The 20209-nt window shown below is 51.5% G+C and carries 14 protein-coding genes; 2 read left to right on the top strand and 12 right to left on the bottom strand.

The genetic code is table 11. From position 1 onward, the window contains the following. The 4 genes from VE009_RS10985 to VE009_RS10970 form a co-directional block, all read right to left on the bottom strand. The coding region (locus VE009_RS10985) for an extracellular solute-binding protein (protein WP_325007509.1) at positions 1-834 on the bottom strand (834 nt) is incomplete at its 3' end. Positions 835-863: 29 nt separating this feature from the next. Continuing rightward, positions 864-2471 carry a response regulator gene (locus VE009_RS10980; RefSeq protein ID WP_325007507.1) on the bottom strand — a complete coding sequence of 536 codons (1608 nt, stop codon included), beginning with the start codon at positions 2469-2471 and terminating at the stop codon, positions 864-866. After that, on the bottom strand, positions 2468-4222 hold the full coding sequence (locus VE009_RS10975) for a sensor histidine kinase (protein ID WP_325007506.1): 1755 nt from the start codon (positions 4220-4222) through the stop codon (positions 2468-2470). The genes VE009_RS10980 and VE009_RS10975 overlap by 4 nt, the downstream gene beginning before the upstream one ends. Positions 4223-4512: 290 nt before the next feature. Then, positions 4513-5232, bottom strand: coding sequence for an AraC family transcriptional regulator (locus VE009_RS10970; protein ID WP_325007505.1), 720 nt, complete (start codon positions 5230-5232; stop codon positions 4513-4515). A gap of 154 nt (positions 5233-5386) precedes the next feature. Between VE009_RS10970 and VE009_RS10965 the strand changes: the two genes are divergently transcribed. Continuing rightward, a complete protein-coding gene (locus tag VE009_RS10965; protein WP_325007504.1) occupies positions 5387-7846 on the top strand; it encodes a glycoside hydrolase family 3 N-terminal domain-containing protein in 2460 nt (819 codons plus the stop codon). A 61-nt stretch (positions 7847-7907) separates the two neighbouring features. On the opposite strand, the gene VE009_RS10960 is transcribed toward VE009_RS10965, so the two are convergent. The 7 genes from VE009_RS10960 to VE009_RS10930 form a co-directional block, all read right to left on the bottom strand. Continuing rightward, positions 7908-9368, bottom strand: a complete 1461-nt coding sequence (locus tag VE009_RS10960; protein ID WP_325007503.1) for a sulfatase — start codon at positions 9366-9368, stop codon at positions 7908-7910. Continuing rightward, entirely contained in the window at positions 9365-11200 is a 1836-nt protein-coding gene (locus tag VE009_RS10955; protein WP_325007501.1) for a sensor histidine kinase, read from the bottom strand. The genes VE009_RS10960 and VE009_RS10955 overlap by 4 nt, the downstream gene beginning before the upstream one ends. A 3-nt stretch (positions 11201-11203) precedes the next feature. Beyond that, positions 11204-12217 carry a helix-turn-helix domain-containing protein gene (locus tag VE009_RS10950; protein ID WP_325007499.1) on the bottom strand — a complete coding sequence of 338 codons (1014 nt, stop codon included), beginning with the start codon at positions 12215-12217 and terminating at the stop codon, positions 11204-11206. 61 nt (positions 12218-12278) lie between these two features. Beyond that, on the bottom strand, positions 12279-13145 hold the full coding sequence (locus VE009_RS10945; protein ID WP_325007497.1) for a carbohydrate ABC transporter permease: 867 nt from the start codon (positions 13143-13145) through the stop codon (positions 12279-12281). A gap of 1 nt (position 13146) precedes the next feature. Continuing rightward, positions 13147-14097 carry an ABC transporter permease gene (locus tag VE009_RS10940; protein WP_325007495.1) on the bottom strand — a complete coding sequence of 317 codons (951 nt, stop codon included), beginning with the start codon at positions 14095-14097 and terminating at the stop codon, positions 13147-13149. A gap of 85 nt (positions 14098-14182) precedes the next feature. Further along, complete coding sequence (locus tag VE009_RS10935) at positions 14183-15742, bottom strand: extracellular solute-binding protein (protein ID WP_325007493.1); 1560 nt, start codon at positions 15740-15742, stop codon at positions 14183-14185. 21 nt (positions 15743-15763) lie between these two features. Further along, entirely contained in the window at positions 15764-17248 is a 1485-nt protein-coding gene (locus VE009_RS10930; protein ID WP_325007491.1) for a sulfatase-like hydrolase/transferase, read from the bottom strand. A gap of 160 nt (positions 17249-17408) precedes the next feature. Between VE009_RS10930 and VE009_RS10925 the strand changes: the two genes are divergently transcribed. Beyond that, positions 17409-18815 carry a sulfatase-like hydrolase/transferase gene (locus VE009_RS10925; protein ID WP_325007490.1) on the top strand — a complete coding sequence of 469 codons (1407 nt, stop codon included), beginning with the start codon at positions 17409-17411 and terminating at the stop codon, positions 18813-18815. A 71-nt stretch (positions 18816-18886) separates the two neighbouring features. Here the strand turns inward: VE009_RS10925 and VE009_RS10920 are convergent, their stop codons facing one another. Beyond that, positions 18887-20185 (bottom strand): sulfatase, encoded by a 1299-nt coding sequence (locus tag VE009_RS10920; protein WP_325007489.1) that lies wholly within the window; start codon positions 20183-20185, stop codon positions 18887-18889. Positions 20186-20209: the final 24 nt, after the last annotated feature.

The raw sequence follows: 20209 nt of genomic DNA, 5'->3' as shown, positions 1-20209 counted from the left end.
CTTATACCACGCGCGAACTTTGTTCAATAAGTCGGCATACTCGGGCCGCTCGTAATGGTTCTCTACCTTCATCCCGTTGTCGAAGCCGGGCAGCACCCCATAGCTGTCTCCGAGACGGTCGAACGTTCTGTAAAACTCCAGGGGAGAAGAGAGACCGGCCGCTAAGGGAACGACTCCTGGTTCATTCTCTTTAATGATTTTGAATACATTGTCCAGATCGTCAATGGTTTTGATGGCAGCGACATCGATGTTGTGCTTTTCCACCAGGTCCTTCCTCATAAACAGCGCCGCCGCTTGGCCGAAATTCCGATTGGTAGGCACGGCATAGATTTTGCCGTTGTATCGGGCACCCTCGACGTACTCTTGCCCGACCTGCTCCACGATGCCTTGCCCGTATTTCTCCAGCAGTTCATCGAGCGGACACAGCTTCCCGGTTGCGGCCGCGCTTTGGTACATTCCGCCCGCTCCCATCGAGAACGCCACGTCCAGCTTCTCGCCGCCGGACATCATGAGATTCATCTGCTGTCCCCAAACGCCGATATTGATCGGGAGCATCGTTACCGTTGCGTTGATTTTCTCTTGCGTCAGCTTGTTCAGTTCATCCTCGACTGCCTCCATATCCGCCGGATTGGTATCGAAAATCGGTACGGCCATCGTTAAGTCGTAAGGTTCTAGACCTGCTAGATTCTCCGCCCCCGTCGTTTGATCTGTATCTTCCGAATTGGATGTAGTCTGACTGTCGCTGGTTTCACCGATGATAACGCATCCGGCAACGAAGCCCGATAACAACGTAATTGCGAGTAACATGCCGGCCATTTTCATATGGCGTACCATCGTCCTGCCCCCTTCGGAAAAAAATGATGTTACCGAAGATCCCCGAATTGATTTCTATACTCCGAAGGCCCTACTCCCGCATACTTTTTAAATATTCTAGTGAAGTGCGGAAAGTTGCCATACCCCACAGAAACCGCCACCGCGCTGACGGGGATATTCGTTTGGGACAGCAGCTCTTTCGCGAGTCGTATGCGTTCCAACAGGATATATTCGGAAATCGAATAGTTCGTTTCCTTCTTAAAAATTCTCGACAAATAATCCGGATTGAGGAAAACTTGTTCCGCAATCAATTCTCGAGACAGATCTTCGTCAATGTTGCTAGCAATATAGTGCTTAACGAATTCAATCACATTACCGGTGTCCTTCGCCGCTTCCGATTGCTTCACAGCCTTATTGAGAGCGTGATGAATCCAGTGCTTCATATCCATTACAGAACGTCCCGCGTATTCCGATAATCGTAAGGACTCGTCATCCCCGAACAAGCGATGCGCTTGGATGCCCTCAGAATTCAGGAAGGAGTACAACGCCTGCATAAAATCCTGATCAAATTGCCGAAGCGTCTTGGCGTCGAGCTCATGGCTCGTTACCAGCTGTTCGAGATATTTCTCGACTTCTCCAATAACATCTTCCTTCTTGCCATTTTTCAATAAGGAAGACCAAACAGTAAGCTCAGGAAGCGCAATCGGCTGCTCCGTCTTTCCCGCTTCGCTGAACGGAAACACCTGGTTTACGCGAGCCACGTTATTTCGGTCTTTCTCTCTGAGGCCCGCCACCATGTCCGCCATGGCAACGGCCGTTACAGGCCTTCCGATATAACAAGACAAATTACAGTAGAAATGCTGACTGCAAAACTCCACATACTTCCGGCCAGCTTCGTACAGTCCCTCAACGCCCCCGTCGTGCTCATAACTGAGCGCAGAGAATACCCCTAGCAGCTTTCCGCGAGTCAGATAGAAGCACATGCCTTTCATGTTGGCGGAAAACAGCACTTCTTCCGCCGTATTTTTTAACGCATATTCCAAAATCCTTTCGTCTCTCCGCTTTAAATCCTTGTTCCATCGTTGCACCGAAATGAGGACAGGGAGAAACAAGTCGTTCTCCGTAATCGGAAGATTTTTCCGCTCGATCTGCTCGTAGATCGCCGACTGGTTGCTCGGGATCGTATGATTGATCAAATCAAGCCAAAACCTCTCGATGATCAAGGAATGGTGGTTCATCCATAATTGATGGGACTGGCTATTCCTTGTATTTTCGCTGTTCTGCTCGATCACGCTTTGCGCTCTTCGAATGGCTTTCGCCAGATCTTCGGCAAGCACGGGCTTTAGCAAATAATCGAGACTACCCAGCTTCAGCGCTTCCTTCGCATACTTAAAGTCGGCATGGCTTGTCAGAAAGATGGTCGCCGTATTCGGGTGATGCTCCCGTACCCACGACAACAGTTCTAGGCCGCTGCCGTTCGGCATTTCAATGTCGCAAAGCAAGATATCGACGGCTTCCAACTCGAAAATCTCTCTCGCTTGTTTATTGTTATAAGCCGTGAACAATCGGGAAATGCAGAGCTCGTCCAAGTCGAGGTCGGCTTTCACGCCTTCAATCGCATGAATTTCATCATCCACCAGCAGTAAATGGTAACTCATAGCGATTCCTCCTCCAATTCCGGATTCGTAGGAAGGATCATTTCCACAACCGCTCCTCCCGTAAGCTTATCATTATAAAATACAATGCTCACGTCATCCTCATATAAAAGGCGCAATCGCCGCTGCACGTTCCAGATCCCGGTCCGTTCCCCGCTTCCGTTCTCCACGCTGTTACCGGCCTGCAACTCCTCAAGCACCGCCTCGTGGAAGCCTTGACCCGTATCCGCGATTCTAATTTTTATGTTCGCCCCTTCCTCCTCGTCTTCGAAACCGACCTTCACATGGATATGAATCGGATGCTCCATAGTAAACCCATGCTTAATCGAATTTTCGACGAACGATTGAATAATTAACGGAGGAACCGGCACGTCCGTTAAATATTCGGGGGCTTCGACGTTCCAGGTGAGCTGTCCGGGAAAACGCAGCGACTGGATATTCAAATAATTCCGAGTATGTTCAATCTCTTCCCTAAGCTTCATGAACGAAGTGTTGCTGCGGAATAAAAATCGGAAATGGCGAATCAACGCCATCGTCATTTGCATAATGAGTTCGAAGTTTCCAACCTTCGCTAAATTGTACACAATGTTAAGGGAGTTGAGAAAGAAATGCGGATTCACCTGCAGTTGGAGCCGTTGCAGCTCTTCCCTTTGCTTATTCAACTGCTCTTCAAACACGTTGACGCGGAGCCGTTCAATCTCGTCCATCATCGAATTGAACGATTCGGCAAGTATCGTAAACTCCTCTGAGGACTTCGTCAGGTCGACCCGTCTGCTCCATTCCCCGCCGCGAACCCTTCGCATGGCGTATACGACCCGACCCAGTGGATTCAAAAACGCCTTTCTCATAAAATAAAACCCTGCAGGAATAACGACTAGCGCACCGATCGTGATAAACCAAATAATACGCTGGAGATACGGAAGATTCGCCAAAATATGCTGGTCCGGAATGAGCGCGAGAAGGTTAACATTCCCTCTGCGGGAAGGCGTTGCGACAATCAAATATTTTTCATCCGCTCCGGACAAATAATATTCATTCCGACCCTCGCGCAGGTCGATGCTCTCTAGCGCTAGAGGGGAATCCATGATAGGTTCACCCTCGTCGCTCGCGAGTATAATCCCGCCACCCTTCCCGATCTCCATCGACCGCAAGGGTCCGATCAACTCATCGGCTCTGACCCATGCGCCCAGGTACGTGTCGCTTGCCGAGACGAGATCGATGAGGTAGTAATGCTCCCCGATTCGATGGTACTGCCATCTCTCCTCCGGGATCACCTTAGGGAACCGCGATTCCCTAATCAAATCAATGACGTAGCGTTGAACATTCTCCCTCTCCTCGAAGGAATACCTTCGCGTATGAAACACGTCGAAATAATCATGCTTCTCCGCATGGTATACAAAAAGCGAGCTTACTGTACTATGCAAAGCAAGATCTTTGGACAGCTTGTTGAATAAATACACTTTGGCCATCTGATAGTCTTCTTCCTTACTCACTTGGTTCAGCGAAACCAAATCATAGCCATTGGCAAGCGTGTTCATGTATGAACTTGCATCGTTCAATCCTGCGTCGATCAAGTTCATATAGAGGCCAAGCGAATTTTGGTAGGAATCCGCCACCTGTTTACGAACGACATGTATGGAATAAAAATTGTTATAGATCAACATTCCAATGAGCGGAAGTGTGATAACAAGAACGATGAATACTAATTTGATTCGCAAGGAAAGCGTTGCCCATTGCCATGCGCGTGCGTTCATCCCTTCAACTCCCGTAACATTTGCTCAGTCCCATCATACACAACTGCGTCGCATATAACCTTACCAAAATACGACACAGCCAGCACAGCTCTTTATCCATTGTACAATCCGCGGCTTTCAATCGCTTGCGGCATGCCGACTACTTATATAGCGCTTACACGACTTTTTAAACGTTTCCTTTCCGATGTGTAAGCGTCAACGCGATAAAAAGCCCGCTGCGAAAAAATGCGCCGTGAGCTTTTATTCAGCATGAACGAAGCGAACGAACCTATTTCCGACGATTCCTTTTTTTACAATTGTTCCATGTACGCATGCGGAGGCTTGGAGTACATCTTCTTAAACACTTTACTGAAATAAGGGTAACTTGAATACCCTAACATCTCGGCGATTTCATTATAACGATACAAATTGCTTTGCATCAGTTCGATGGCCAGCTCCATTTTCGTCCGATGGATATAATCCGTGATCGTCCTGCCTACTTGTTCGCTGAATATTTTGGAGAGGTAACTTCGATTCACCTTGACGGCTCGGGAAACGTCTTTCGGGTAGATCTTACGGAACTTGTTGTTATGAATATATTCGATGGCGATCTTCACAATCGGCGAATACCGTTTGACGGAATATTGGGTGGTCGCTTTCATAAGATTTTCAACAAACCGGAAGTGAAGCCGAATCAATTCTTCCTTGCTGTTGCAGGCTCCAATTTGTAAATAATAATTCTTTTTGTACGTTTCCGCCACGTCTTTGGGCAGTCCATTGAGGATCGACGTGTCAACAATTGTGGGGATGGTCGAAGCGATATACAGCTTTGTTATATTCAAATCTTCCTCTATGAGGATTCCAATATCTTTAATATGTTTGGCCTGAGAAGCGACTTGATGAATCATATTCATGTTGCCTGATAACAGAGCCTCCTTCCAAAGCAGCTTCAGATTCGCGCTTTTTTCCGGAAAATCTGCCTCATACTCGGAGCGAACCGAGAGGCTTTGCAAGACTTGGGCGTCGCTCATTCATTCATTCCCCCGGCGAAAGAAACATGATTACATAGCTTATAGGATAAGTAAACAACATTCGATCCAGAAAAACAACAATAGTATAAGTGTTTTTATTTGGTATTGCTACAATGTCTCATAAGATAGTTTACATTCAAGGAGGGCTCTTACAGTGATTTACAAGGATGCCGGCAAGCCCGTCCAAGAACGAATCGATGACTTGCTGGGACGAATGACGTTGGAAGAGAAAGTTGCCCAGTTAACCTGTTCCATCCTCATGGGCGCAGCGGATAACATGGAAACATTCAAAAAAAACCTGGCGGAGGGCATCGGTACCTTAAGTTATTTAAACAGTTCTTTGACGGGCAATAACGTAAAAGACAGGGCTACCCTCAGAAGATTGCAGCAATTCCTGGTCGAGGAAACGAGATTAGGCATCCCAGCGCTCGTACACAACGAGGGGATTGCCGGCGCTCAAATTCCGGGGGCCACGACGTTCCCTCAATCCATCAATGTTGCGGCGACGTGGGAGCCGGAACTGGCGCAGAAGATGGGTGAAGTCGTTAGAAAACAACTTATGGCTTACGGGATCCGGGCTGTACACTCCCCGCTGGTGGACTTAGCAAGAGATCCGAGATGGGGACGAGTCGGAGAAACGTACGGGGAAGACCCTTATTTAGTCGCTCGTATGGGCGTAGCTTTCACCAAAGGGGTTCAAGGCGATCGCGAAGTGATGGCTGGAGTAAAGCACTTCGTAGGCTACGGGAATGCCGAAGGCGGAAGGAACGGCGGTGAACAGCAAATCGCCGAGAGGAAATTGCTCGACACCTATTGTTTCCCGTTCGAAGCCGTGATTCACGAAGCCGGCGCTATGGCCGTCATGAATAGTTATGGCATCCTGAACGATCAAGCCGTGTCCACGTCCAAATGGTTGCTTACCGATATCCTTAGGGATAAATTAGGCTTTAATGGGCTGGTGGTGGCGGACTATGGCGTCATCAGTCACGCCCATGCGCGGTATCGAGTGGCGAAGGATCCGAAAGAAGCCGCCATTTTAGCTCTTCAAGCAGGCGTGGACGTGGAGCAGCCGAACAATGTTTGCTACAAACATTTGGTCGAGGCGGTTGAACGCGGCGAGCTGGATGAGGCCTATATCGATCGTTCGGTAAGGCGTATTCTGGAGACGAAATTTACGTTAGGCTTATTTGAAAACCCATACGAGATCGGAAATTTCGAAGAAGAAATTATCAACTTGAAAAATGCAGAGCTTTCTAAGGAAATCGCCGAGAAATCCATTGTATTGGTAAAGAATGAAAACCGAATTCTTCCGTTGGACAAACCGTTAAAGATTGCGCTGATCGGGCCCACATCCGATGACAGAACGAATTTCTTCGGAGGGTACTCCTCCGTAGGCACGACGAATACGACCAGCGCCGATTTCGACCGATCGGAAGAAGACAATTTCCTCAAAAACGCTTATGCCGTCATGATCTCAGAATATAAAGACGTGTTGAAACAAAGAGGCATTGTGTTTGATGATCAACCTACTCCGGAACAAAAACAGATGATCATCGAAGGGTTGAAGCGAAGCACGTCCTCTTCGAATAAGGAATACTCGTCTACGGAGGAGTTCGTAGATAAATACTACCCGAGTTGTCATTCCGTGAAGGAAGTATTAGAGGAACATTTCGGGAAGGAAAATATCCTGTACGCCAAGGGCTGCGAAATCAATAAACCGATCGACGGCGGAATCGAAGCGGTTCTACATGCCGTGCGGCAAGCGGATCTCGTGATCGCTGTGTTAGGCGGGAAGGAGAGTATGCGTCATCCGGCGGCGACTGCGGGAGAAAATAAGGATAATCACAACATCGGTCTCGAGAAGCCGCAACTCGAGATGATGGAAGCCGTATTCCAGCTAGGAAAGCCGGTCGTGTCCGTCATTGTAGATGGCAGACCGCTATCGACGCCTCTGGTTAACGAGAAGAGCCAAGCTCTCCTATACGCATGGTTGCCTGCCCAAACGGGCGCTCATGCGATTGCGAACATTCTCACGGGGAAATGCAACCCGAGCGGGAAACTGCCGGTTACCATTGTCAAGGACGAAGGACAAATCCCAATGTATCATAGCCGGTTGCCTTTTTACGTCGATCTGGATACTTGGGCGGAATATATCGACATGGATAAGAATACTCCCCTATACCCGTTCGGACATGGCTTAAGCTACACGCAGTTTAAGTACGACCATTTGAAGCTCGACGATCAGGTTCGATCCGACGGAGCGGTTACCATTTCGTTTACAATCGAAAATGTAGGTTCTTGCCGCGGGGATGAAATCGTCCAAATCTACATTAGAGACAGCGTAAGCAGTGTCGTAAGGCCTGTGAAACAGCTTGCGGGGTTTGCGAGATTGACACTAGAGAAAGGCCAGACGAAACAAGTGACGTGCGAAGTCGACATGCGGCAGCTAGCCTTCCATGATCTGAATATGGAGCAAGTGGTGGAACCTGGGGCCATGGAAGTGTTGATCGGCGCTTCCTCTCAAGATATCCGTTTGCGCGGCTCTTTCGAAATCATCGGGGAACGCCTGGTTGTGGAACGGAAAGCATTCTCATCGAAAATATCCGTCCTTTAAAAAGTTGAAATGAACAAAAGCCGGATTCCACGTGAATCCGGCTTCCTGTCGTTCGCGTATACTACAATCCTAACCGAACGTATTGCTCGGGCGGAGCGTCGTTCTCCTCCATCAATTGCTTGAGAAGCCCGATCATTCGCTGTTCTACAGAAGAATCCTGCAACGGATGCTGCTGAAGCGGATCCGCCTCGACGTCGAACAACAGCGTGCCGAAGTCATGGGATTGATTGTATGAGGTCGCATTGATTTTTAATGTTTGGACGCCTTTCGTAAACGAGAACGGCTGCGCCAAACTTATGTCCTCCAGTTCCGACACGGAAAATCTGCTCCTCATATGCGTCGGCATAAGCGTGTAATTGTAAAGCGGCTTGTTGTCTTTGCTGACCGGCGCGCGCATATACACATACCGCCCGTCCGTGACGTTGACGTGACCTCCGTGGATGCCGAACAAGACAGCCTCGCGCGTCGCCCGATCATTCGCGATCGTTTCCCTCAGATCTATCCCTTGCATATCCGGAGGGACTTCTAGTCCGAAATAGCGAAGGAGCGTTGGAGCCAAATCGATCGTCTGTACGAGACTTTGCCTGCGCTCGTTCCGAATCCCGCTTCGAGGGTCCCAAATGAACAGCGGCATATGCGCGATCTCGTTGTAGAACGGCATAATCGACTTCGCCCACCAATCATGTTCCCCGAGCAAAAAGCCATGGTCCGTATTGACGATCAGCATCGTGTCCTTCCATAGGTCGAGCTCGTCCATGGTGTCAAGCACCTTGCCGAGATAATGATCGCACATGCTAAGCAAGGCCGCATACTCGAACCGCACATGATCGATTTCTTCTTGCGATTCGTTCACCGGACCGTACGGCGGCCAATCGAATGGTTTGCCGTCGTACTTGTGCGGATATAAATCTTTATATCGCTGCGGAGCGAAGAACGGTTCATGCGGATCGAACGTCTCGATCTGAAGAAACCAGGAATCCTCTCGGTGGTTCGTCCGAAGAAATTCGATCCCCTTCTCCATGGTGATCGCTTGAGGGAAATCCCGCTCCTCGCGAATGTATTTCCGGTTGATTTGGTCCTGGCGCACCAGCGGATGCATAAGCTTCATATACTTTACGTTTTCCAGGGATGGTTCCGCCACTTCCGCTTTCCACGGGTCTCCTTCTTGGCCTCGAACCAATTCGAACGAGCTGTATCGCGTATGATACGTTCCTCCGCCGTCCTCCCAATAATGCTGGTGGTCCGTCACGAGATGCGTATATACGCCGTTCTTCCGCAGCAGCTCCGGCATGGAGTCGTCGAAAGGCTCCAACGGCCCCCAGCTTCGATGCAAAAAGTTGTAACGCCCCGTATGGATTTCCCGCCGCGCCGGCATGCAGGGCATGCTGCCGACGTACGCGCGATCGAATATAGCGGTTCGTTCCGCCAACCTTTGGAAATTAGGGGCGTGCACCCAATCGCACCCGTAAGGCGGAAGCATATGTCTATTCAATGTGTCGAACATGAGCATAATGGCTTTCATTCCGCAACTCCCTTTCCGATATAATCCTCAGAATCACTAAGCGGCAAACGAATGGATACCACCGTGCCCCGGTCTTCGAACGATGTGATGCTTAATCCGTAGGGCTCCCCGTATTGCAAGACGATGCGGGCATGGACGTTCGCGATCCCGAGGGATTGCTGCCTGACGTAACCCGAATGCGCATCCTTGGTCAGCGCATCGAGCTCGCGATGAATTTGTTCGAGCCTTGCCTCGGGAATGCCTGGGCCGTTGTCGGCCACTTCGATAATGAGCATCCCGTGTTCATCGTACGCATTCACGATAATGCTGCCCTTGCCGCCCTTCGGCTCGATCCCGTACTTCACCGCATTTTCCACGATCGGTTGAAGCACGAGCTTCGGCAAGCGATAAGGAAGAAATTTATCGTTTACGCTAAATTTGCTCTGGAACGAAGGGAATCGGAGGTGAATCATCGTCAGGTAGTACCCTAAGTGTTTCAGCTCGTCTTCCAGCTTTACGATTCCATGCGTATCTTGAACGGTATACCGGTAAAAATCGGCCAACGCCCGCGACATTTTCACGATGTCCGGCATATCCGCCAAGTACGCCATGCTTTTGATGATGTCCAGCGAATTGTATAGAAAGTGAGGATTGATTTGATTCTGCAGCGCTTTGACCATGGCTTCCTTTTCCTTCAGCTGCAGCGTCACTTCCTTCACCTTCAGCTCGCTGACCGTCTCGAGAAGCTCGTTGACACGGTCGATCATCGCGTTAAAACTTCGATTCAAATATTGAAATTCGTCGTGTCCCGAATGATAGGCTGCGCGTACCTGCAAGTCCCCGCGCTCCACGCTTCTCATGACCTGCCTAAGATGCATGATCGGTTTGACGAAGGCGCCCGACAAGAACGGAACGACCAACAGAATGCACACGGCAATGATGAGAAACGTGAGCAGCATCGCGTTCGGCGTATTTCTGGTTGCCGAAGCCATCTCGTCGAAGGGCACGACCGACACGAAGGTCCAACCGGTCGTCTCCGACGCCGACGATGCGACCAACGTGCGCTTCCCGTTCCAGAATTGAATCGATGCGGCTTCATTGTCGCTCAAATCGAGCGCGCTAAACTCCGTTTCCCCGCGGGGCAGCCCGAGCCAACGGTAGTTCAAGGCATACACGATCGTATCTTGATCGGATACGATGAAGAATTGCCCGGACGGAGCGAGCTTGGCTTTGGAGAATGTGCTTTCGATCTCTTCCGGGAGGAAGTCGATGACCAGCTTTCCTAAGTAGTCAATATTCTCGACACTATAAACCGGAATCTCCAGCGAAAGGACCCGAACATCGCCAGGCACATATTGCACCCGATGCGTAGGGATCACAGCGACTTCCTCCCGGAAGCCGCTGTTGTACCAAGGCTCGTTCCGGACGAGCGTCTCGGACGTCAGCGACAAATTCGACATCGCGAGCGTACGGCCGTCCGGCGTAATCAGGAACATGCCGACGATCTCCGGGAAATTAATCGCGACGTATCGGCGAAGCGCGTTCTCCGCGTCCTTTCTTTCCTCTCCGGAGATGCCGTCCCCCTTCATCCACCGCTGAACGACGTCGGTGGTGACGACGGAGGACGTAGATTTCGACAGTTGGTATAAATAAAATTCAATGTGGTGGTTGAGCCGGAGCGTCGCCTCCTGCGAAATGCGGTAGAAATCGCGTTGCACTCCGTTGCTATAATACGTGTAAGAGATGAAGCCCAAAATGAAAATGGTCAGCAGCCCGAACGATAGGAAGGCGATCGCCAGCTTCGCTCGAATATTCAGCCGGAAATGTAAGCCTCGAAGCCCTCTTCTCTGCATGCCCTACACGCTTAACCCTTTTTTGTAATCGTTCGGGGACGATCCCACATACTGCTTGAAGACGCGGTTGAAATGCGGCAGCGACTGAAATCCGACTTGCTCGGCGACCTCGTACACTTTGAGCTTGTCTTCAACCAATAACCGCTTAGCCTCTTGGATCCGAATCGAATTTACGTATTGTACGAACGATTGCCCGGTGTATTTCTTAAACAAAAGGCTGAACTGCGAGGCGCTGATATGGAACCGCTGGGTCATATCCGACAACGATAAATCTTCGCAGTACCGAGCTTGGATAAATTCGCACGCGTTCCGAATCGTCTGCCGCATCTCGACCTGGTGCAGAGCGTTAAAATACAGCAGCCAGGATTCGGTTAACGTCTGAAAATGCGCCTCGAGCTCCGCCGTCCCGATCCCGGGGAACGGCACCCTAGCAAAGGAAGGGTGCAGCCCTACAATAGAATCCTGAAACTTCGAAGAGAACGATTTGAGAATGACCGTCTTTTCGCTAGTCGTCAGCGTGTCCGCCCGAACAACCGCATCGACGAGTCGTTGCTGCTCCTTAAGAACCGATTGCGGATCCGTCGTCCCTAACTTATCGAAAAACTGCTGAACGCCCAGGAAGAAAGGCCTCTGTCCCTGAAATTGCGGCGTTCTTGTTTTCGCTCTCCGCAGCGCCTGCTCCACTTCTTCCTCGAGAACCGGCTTTAACAAGTAGTCGCTAACTTGGTACTGAAGCGCTTGCTTCGCATACTCGAATTCATTGTATCCGGAAAGAAGGATCGAGACGATCGGAAGCTTTCGGTCATAAATTTCCTTGACCAGCCATAACCCGTCTCGCACCGGCATCATAATATCCGTAATGACGATCATGGGCAGCGCGGTTTCGATGAGCTGGAGCGCCTCATCCCCGTTGCTCGCCTCGCCGATCACTTCGAAGGCGTCCCCCGTCTGCTCGATCATCTTAATGACGGCGCTGCGAATCCAATGCTCGTCTTCCACTACTACGACTTGATACACAGGAACACCACCTACCTTTTGATCCATAATAGCATTGTGTCCTTGTATCTTCCTGCTTCTTTTACCCTTTCACGGAACCCACCAGCATCCCCTTGTCGAAATACTTTTGGAAGAAAGGATACATCACCAGCATCGGTATTGCCGCCAGGACGACGACGGCCATCTTCACAGGCGGTCCAAACTCATACCCCCCGGACGACGATTCCAGCGAGTTGCCGGCCTCGAGGACGATTTGCCTTAAGAATACCTGCAGCGGAATCATCTGCGAATCGCTGATGAACAACACCGCTTGGAAGTAAGAATTCCAGTAAAATGAAGCGTAGAACATGACGAAGGTCGCGATCGACGTCGTCGACAACGGCAGGATGATGCGGAAGAAAAGCATCCACTCCCCGCAGCCATCGATCCGGGCCGCTTCTTCCAGCTCTTTAGGGATGCTCTGGAAGAAACTCCGCATCACGATCAGGAAGAACGATAACACACCGCCGTTCAGGTACAGCGACCAATAGCTGTTCAATAAGCCGAGCTGGCTCGTAAGCAAATACGTCGGAATGATGCCCCCGCTGAAGAGTACCGTAAAGACGACCATAAAATTTAAGACTTTCCGGCCTTTGAGCCATGTGCGCGACAATCCGTAAGCCATCAACGTTGTGAGCGTAATGCTGAATAACGTGCCGACCACCGTAATTTCGATCGCGTTGCCGTACGATGTCACAAAGTTGTGATTGTTGAACAAGTAGCCGTAAGCGTTCAACGTCCAGTCATGTGGGATGAAATAAAACCCGCGGGCCATCATTTCGGCTTTCGTGGAGAAGGAGCTCAGCAGCACGTACAAGACAGGAAGCAGTACGATCGCGATCGCTGCAAACACCGCTGCATATACGATGACGTCGAACACGGTCGGCGGCCTGAAAGCAAACTTCCTCATGTTAGTAAACCCCCTCCTCCCCGAATTTCTTGGCAGCTCGATTCGCAAAAATGACGAGCACGAGTCCGACAACCGCCTTGAACAATCCGACGGCGGTCGTGTAGCTGAACTCTCCTTGGAGCACCCCGTATTCGTATACATAGGTGTCGAACACCTCGGAAATATGGACGTTCAAGGAGTTCCGGAGCAGCAGGATATGCTCGAAGCCCGAATCCAATACATGGCCGAGCCGGAGAATGAAGATGATCAAGATCGTCGTGCGCAGGGCAGGCAAGTTGATATGCCAAATTTGCCGAAGCCGGCTCGCCCCGTCCACTCTCGCGGCTTCATATAATGTCGGGTCGACGGACGCGAGCGCCGCCAGGAAGATGATCGCGCTCCATCCCGCTTCCTTCCACACTACGTGAGACAGATACAATTGATAAAAATATTGCGGATCCGTCATCACGTCGATTCGTTCCAAACCGTTCGTGGCCAGCAGGTTGTTAATGCCGCCATCCTGCGTAGCGAATAGCAGCACGGTAATACTAACGATAACGACCCAGCTTAAAAAGTGCGGAATGTACGTAACCGTCTGCGCCAACTTTTTATACCAACTCGTACGAACTTCATTGAACAACAGCGCCAGCAGAATCGGGATCGGAAAATATAGAAATAAGTTGATTGCGCTGATCACGAGCGTATTGCGCAGAATGATCCAAAATTGCGGATCTTGGAACAAACGCTGAAAGTGTTCCAAGCCGGCCCAAGCGCTTTCGATATAGCCTAGAAACGGATCGTAATTTTGGAAAGCGATCAATAGACCGACCATAGGAATGTATTTAAAAATGATGAACAGTAGGAGACCCGGCAAAATCATGAGATAGATCGGGAGGCCGCGCCTCCATTCTTTCCAAGAGGACGAAGCGCCGACTTTCGGCCGCAAGGCCGTCTTCGGTTGTGCAAGATTCATCGTGATACCTCCTAGGTAAAGAAAGCCCGAATGAACGAAGTGCTTCATTCAGGCTTTCCGAAATTCCCTGAATCGTATTGCATAATTACTTCAGCTTCTTGTATTCGGCATTGATTTCCTCGATGATTTTATCCCCGCCGGAAGCGCGCCATTCGGCGATCGCTTTGTCGATGTCTTCGATCGGCGCCTGACCGGCGATAATCTTGACCATCGTATCCATCCATTTCCGATCGATGTTCGCGCCGACCTTAATCGCCGTCTCCGACACAAGACCGAATCCGTCGTTCTTCACGACATACTTGGCGTTGTTATCGAAATACGTTTTAATCGTCTCGACTTGCTCCGGATTCATCCACTTGTAGATCAAGAACATCGGGTCGAAGCGCTTAAAGAACCAACCGAGCAGAAGGAATTGGCGATCCGTCTTCGAAGCTTCCAATTGCTCGTACTGCGTGTCGGAAATCTTCTTGTAATGTACCCCTTCAATGCCGTGCTTTACGAAGTCGTACCCTTCATCGGAGAGCATGTAATCCATCATCTTCAGGATGCGCTGCTGCTTCTTCGGATCGATTTTCGAATTGATGACGATCTTGTCCGCCGTCGGGATGCTCGGCATGCCCCGCTGCCCGTTCGGTCCGGCTGGCGGCGCGAGCTGCGTCAGCACCGCTTCCGGATGCGTTTTCGTCAGGGTAGGCAGCGTTTCGGTGTACAACTGCTGAGGGTTCACGTTGGCGACGCCGGACTTGCCAGCCTCCAGCTTGTTCAGCGTGTCCCGGGCCTTTAATATCGCGAAGTCCCGGTCCAGAACGCCTTCCGCGTATGCCTTGCGCAGGAAGCCGATGAAGTTCTTCAGCTCTTCGCTCTGCACCTGCATCGGGATCAGTTCGCCGTTGTCATCCGCCTTCCAACCGTTTGCCAGTCCGAATGCGCCATACATATAGTAAGGTACTCCGGCAAACTGGAGCGCGCCCGCCGGGCTGATCTCCAACGAGAACCCGACCGTGTCATGCTGACCGTTGCCGTCTGGATCCTGCGTCGCGAATGCTTTAGCCACTTCGTAGAATTCATCGACCGTCTCCGGCATCTTCAGACCCAGTTTATCCAGCCAGTCTTGTCGAATCGCAAGCGAATCTCTGGCGTCCTGATAGTAGAACGGAATCCCATAGTACTTATCTTTGGGGTTGAAGTGCGCAAGCGACACTTCCGGAATGTGCTTTTGGATGTTCGGATATTGATCGAGCTCCGGCTTCACATCCATGAAGATTCCTTTGCTCTGCCATTTTACGAATTCAGCGTTCGTAATATAGAAGACGTCCGGGAAGTTGTTGGACGCTGCCATCACATTCAGCTTCTCCTGATAATTCGCGAGAGGCACCCACTCGATCTTCAGATCGATATTCAATCTTTTGTTCATTTCTTCTACCATCGGATGATTGGGTTCCCAACCGCCGCCGGCGTAACTGCGGGTCATCAAGTTAATGGTAATCTTTTCGCTCATGTCGTCCGCAGACGCGGGTTGCGTTGCCCCCGTGCCTTCTTGCGGCGTATTCGCGCTTTTTTGAGCCGTTTCGGCTGCGCCGGAGCATCCCGCCATCGTCCCAACCAACAAAGCACTGCATAAAGCAAGCGTCGTCATTTTTTTCATCTGGATCTCCCTCTTTTCGTTTTATTTCCCCCGAGAATCTCTTTTATGGGGCACGACATCGCAGGTTTCCTGATAGAATTGAAGCATTCGCTCCTTTAACGCCTGCGCGACCTCCGCCATTTCGTCATCGTGGATTCGATTTGTCGTCTCATGGGGGTCCTGTTCCAGATCGTACAATTCGTCCGTCTCATATAATCTGCGAACGTATTTGTATCGTTTCGTCCGAACCATCGTCGCCTTCGTATGCTCCGGCCCTTCGCTGCGCTGCATCTCGCCTCGCGGGAAGTACAAGGTAGCCGGATTTTCGTTCGCCGGAGCCGATTCGTTGCAATGGGTTTCGCCATGGAGGCGGCCTCCTTCGCAAAATACCGCATCGCGATGCTCGTCCGTCGCACCTTCGATCAACGGCGCCAGGGAGCGACCGAAGTGGGAATAATCGGCCGTGATTCCGGCGTAATGGTGTACCGTTGCCGGCAAATCCACCAACTCGACGAGCGCTTCGCTGACTCTCGGCTTGACGCCCGCATCGGCAGGCGGTTTCACAACGAAGGGCACACGGGTGAGACAATCCTCGAACGTATTTTGATTTTTCTCGACCAATCCGTAGTCGCCGGTGAAATCGCCATGATCGGAGAAAACGAATATTGCCGTATCGTCGTATATCCCTTTCTCTTTAAGCGCTTCCATAATAAGACCGAATTGATGATCTACGCGCGCGCACATCGCGTAATACGTCGCCCGAAGCTCTGTCCAACGCTCTTCCGACCAGGTCTGCATGTTGTATAACTGACGTAGGCCCGACAAGATGGACGGCTTCTCCCCCGCCAACCTATCAACGGAGATTCGGTCCGGCAATTTCGAGCGATCGATCAGTTCCAGCCAGCGCGACTCGACGGCGTAAGGCGGATGCGGGTACAGCAGCGGCAGGTAGATGCATAGCGGCCGATCCTCGGGCGCGTTCCGGATTAAATCCACGGCGCCCATGACGTTCGCCCAATCGGAGTCGAAGTAATCGAGTTCGCCGCCGGCGTCCAGTTCGCCTACATAGAAGGAATAATAGCGATCATCCCCCGGTTCCCCCCGCCACGTGGACGCGCCCCCTTCGAACGCCCCGCCGAACATCGCCCTCGGTTTCCGCTCAGGTTCGTATTTCACGTCGCAATATGCGTCAAAGCCGCCGTCCGGAGGAACGAGATCGTTCTTGCCCCCCCACCATACATGATAACCTGCATCTTTCAATTGCTTTAACAGAACGGGTTCGTCGGGCCTCATCATATGGTACATCGTTCGATGCCCTCTCACGTGCGGATACCATCCGGACATGAAGGAGCAGCGACTTGGCGTACACACAGGATTCTGACAGAACGCGTTCCGGAACGAGACGGCTTCCGTCTCGACCAACCGATCCAAATTGGGCGTGACGGCGGCTTCGTTCCCCATATGACCAAGAACGTCGCCCCGCCATTGATCGGGATTGAATAATAGAATGTGCGGCCTCTTCTCCAATGTTGGATCCCCCTCTCTGTACATCACTATACTAGGAGGAACCTCATGGCGTCTTTAACGGAATCTCCGATTTCCTTGCATATTCTCCGATCCGACTCCTGACGTCTTCCTTACCTGAGCACCTATAGCGTATTGTCTTAATAAACCCATTGAACAAGGAGTGACTTATCTGACCAAGCCTAATCTATTGCTCATTATGGTCGATCAGTTCCGTTTCGATTGGATAAGCTGCGCAGGGACGAACATGGTGGATACGCCCAACATCGATCGCATTGCGGCTAGAGGCGTTCGATTCGAACGAGCGGTCTGCAACAGCCCCGTATGCGGGCCGAGCCGCAGCTCCTTGGCCGCAGGCGTTTACCCGCACAGGATCGGCAATTTGGAAAACTTCGTGAACTACCCGCTTTCGCAGCCGACCTATTACCAAGCGCTAAGACAAGCAGGGTACCGCGTCGGGATCGTCGGAAAGAGCGACCTCCATAAAGGCGATCATTTCTATGGACTGAACGGAGACCTGCCGCTAATGTACCATCTGGGCTTTACGGACGTCCACGAGACCGAAGGCAAAATGAATGCCGCGTTTCGCCGGAATCGACTCATGCAGCTCGAAATCGATCCGAACGACGACAGTCACATCGCCGGTCCTTATCAGCGCTATTTGCGAGACCGCGGGTTGCTGACGGCATTCGTCGAGGATTACCGCAGGCGGTTCGATAATTGGAAACTCTGGAACGCTTGGCCTTCCCCGCTGCCGGCCGAGCACTTCCACGACAGCTATATCGGCCGCGCTTCGTGCGAATGGCTGGAGCGCATCTCCGACGAATCGCCATGGCATCTCTTCGTCAGCTTCGTCGGTCCGCATGATCCTTGGGACGCGCCCGCAGAATATGTCGAGACCATTGGCGACAGACCGTTCCCGGCTTCCATCGCAGACTCGCTGGAGGATAAGCCGCAATGGATACAGCGCAAGAGCAGTAAACATACGCAAGGCATGAGCGATGAAGACCTATTGAAAGTGAAAAGACATTACGCCGCCGCGATCACGCTAATCGACGATTGGGTCGGAACAATTCTCGATACGTTGGAACGCAGGAAGCTTGCGGACGATACCGTCATTATGTTCTGCGCGGATCATGGAGAGATGATGGGAGACCACGGCTTGTTTCAAAAATCCACGATGTACGAGGGAGCGCTTCGCATTCCGCTGATCATCTCGGATCCGCGCCACCCCGTCGCCGGTACCAGCAACGCCCTTGCGGAACTTGTCGACTTGCACCCGACCCTGCTGGATCTGGCCGGCGCGGAATACGCCCGTGCGGCATTAGACGGGGTCTCCTTAGTTCCTCAGCTGCGGGGTCAGCCCGATGCCCACAAATCTTATCAATTCAGTGAATTGAACAATAGCCGCATGGTTTCCGACGGTCGGTATAAATACATCGAGAACCACAACGATGTCGCCGAATTATACGACCTTCAGGAGGATCCGCAAGAACTCCGCAACCTGGCCCGCGACTTGCCTGAAATTAGGCAACGCCTGCACTCGGCCATGATGCAAATCCGTAAATAACAATAGAGCCACCGCTCTCGGCATTCTCCCCATGCCCGGATTGGTGGCTCAAGATATAGTAAATCTATTTTCTATGCGGGGCCGCCCAATACTTTCCCGCCCTCCGGCAACGGCACGGGACCGCGAAGAATCGGATCGTCGGTCTCTTTCATCCAATGCGCCAAGCGTTCCGCGAGCTCTTCCTTCACCGCTTGATGCTGTGCATCTTCCGCCAAATTGACGCGTTCGACCGGATCCAAATACAAGTCGAACAACATTTCCTTCGGGCGGGTCCGCATCAGCAAGCCGTGTTCGACCACGAACGTTTTCATCGCGCTTTGATCTAGGTTCACGGGAACATACTTTTGATGATCGTCAAAATATTTAATGTATTTATACCGGTCCGTACGGATGCAGCGCATCGGCTCATACCCGGCATGATACGTGACTTCCGCGAAAATTTCATTCCGCACCCGGTCCGTTTCCTTCTTCAACAAAGGAAGCAGCGAACGCCCCTGCAGCCATGCGGGCGGCTCCAATCCCGCCATGTCGCAGATGGTCGGAAACAGATCGATATGGGAAACCAGTGCGTCCACCGCTTCGCCTCGGCGCAGTTGCTCCGGCGTTCGCAGAATCATGGCGACACCGATTCCGGTATCATATAAATTGCATTTCATTTGCGGGAACGGCAACCCGTGGTCCGTTGTAAAAATGACCAGCGTCTCCCGACTCAATCCCGCTTCTTCGATGGCATCGATCACGATGCCCGCGCATTGATCCATAATTTTCGCCGAGGTCATGTACCCGGCCATCACTTCGCGGGTTTGTTGGTTATCATGGAACGGGTGCGGCGGCGTCAAATAATTCGGGTTGAATTCCGAGCTGGCCGCGGGGAAGTTCAAATGCGTGTTAAACATCCCGAAAGAAAGGAAAAACGGCTCGGATGCGCCTTTCCGCTCTTGAATATACGCAGCGGCGGCTTTGGCATTGTTCACGTCGTAAGTGATCGAATCGAATTCGAAATCGGCCATATCCACTTCGGGATTGCCGAGGATTCGCTGATACCCGATCATCTCGATGTCTGGCGCCTCGTGTTGAATGCCCGCCAGAGCCGTTTCGTACCCGCTCCGGTTTAAAAACTGGACGAGATGCTGCTGGTAATCATTCAATTGAAAACCCAGATGCGCGAGCCCCGCCATACCGGAAGAGTGGGGGGCCATGCCCGTCAGGAGTGCCGCTCGACTCGGCGAGCAAGTGGGTCCCATACAGTAAGCATGACGGAAGACGACGCTCCCCTCCGCTAACTTCATTAAGTTCGGCGTCGGCACCGCATGCCCGTAGGGCTGAATATATCGGCCGGTATCATGAGAATGGATATATACGATATTCATTGGTTGTTCCTCTCCTTGGACTCC

This window comes from Paenibacillus sp. (assembly GCF_035645195.1).
Classification (GTDB): domain Bacteria; phylum Bacillota; class Bacilli; order Paenibacillales; family YIM-B00363; genus Paenibacillus_AE.
This window is presented reverse-complemented; position numbering and strand designations above follow the sequence as displayed.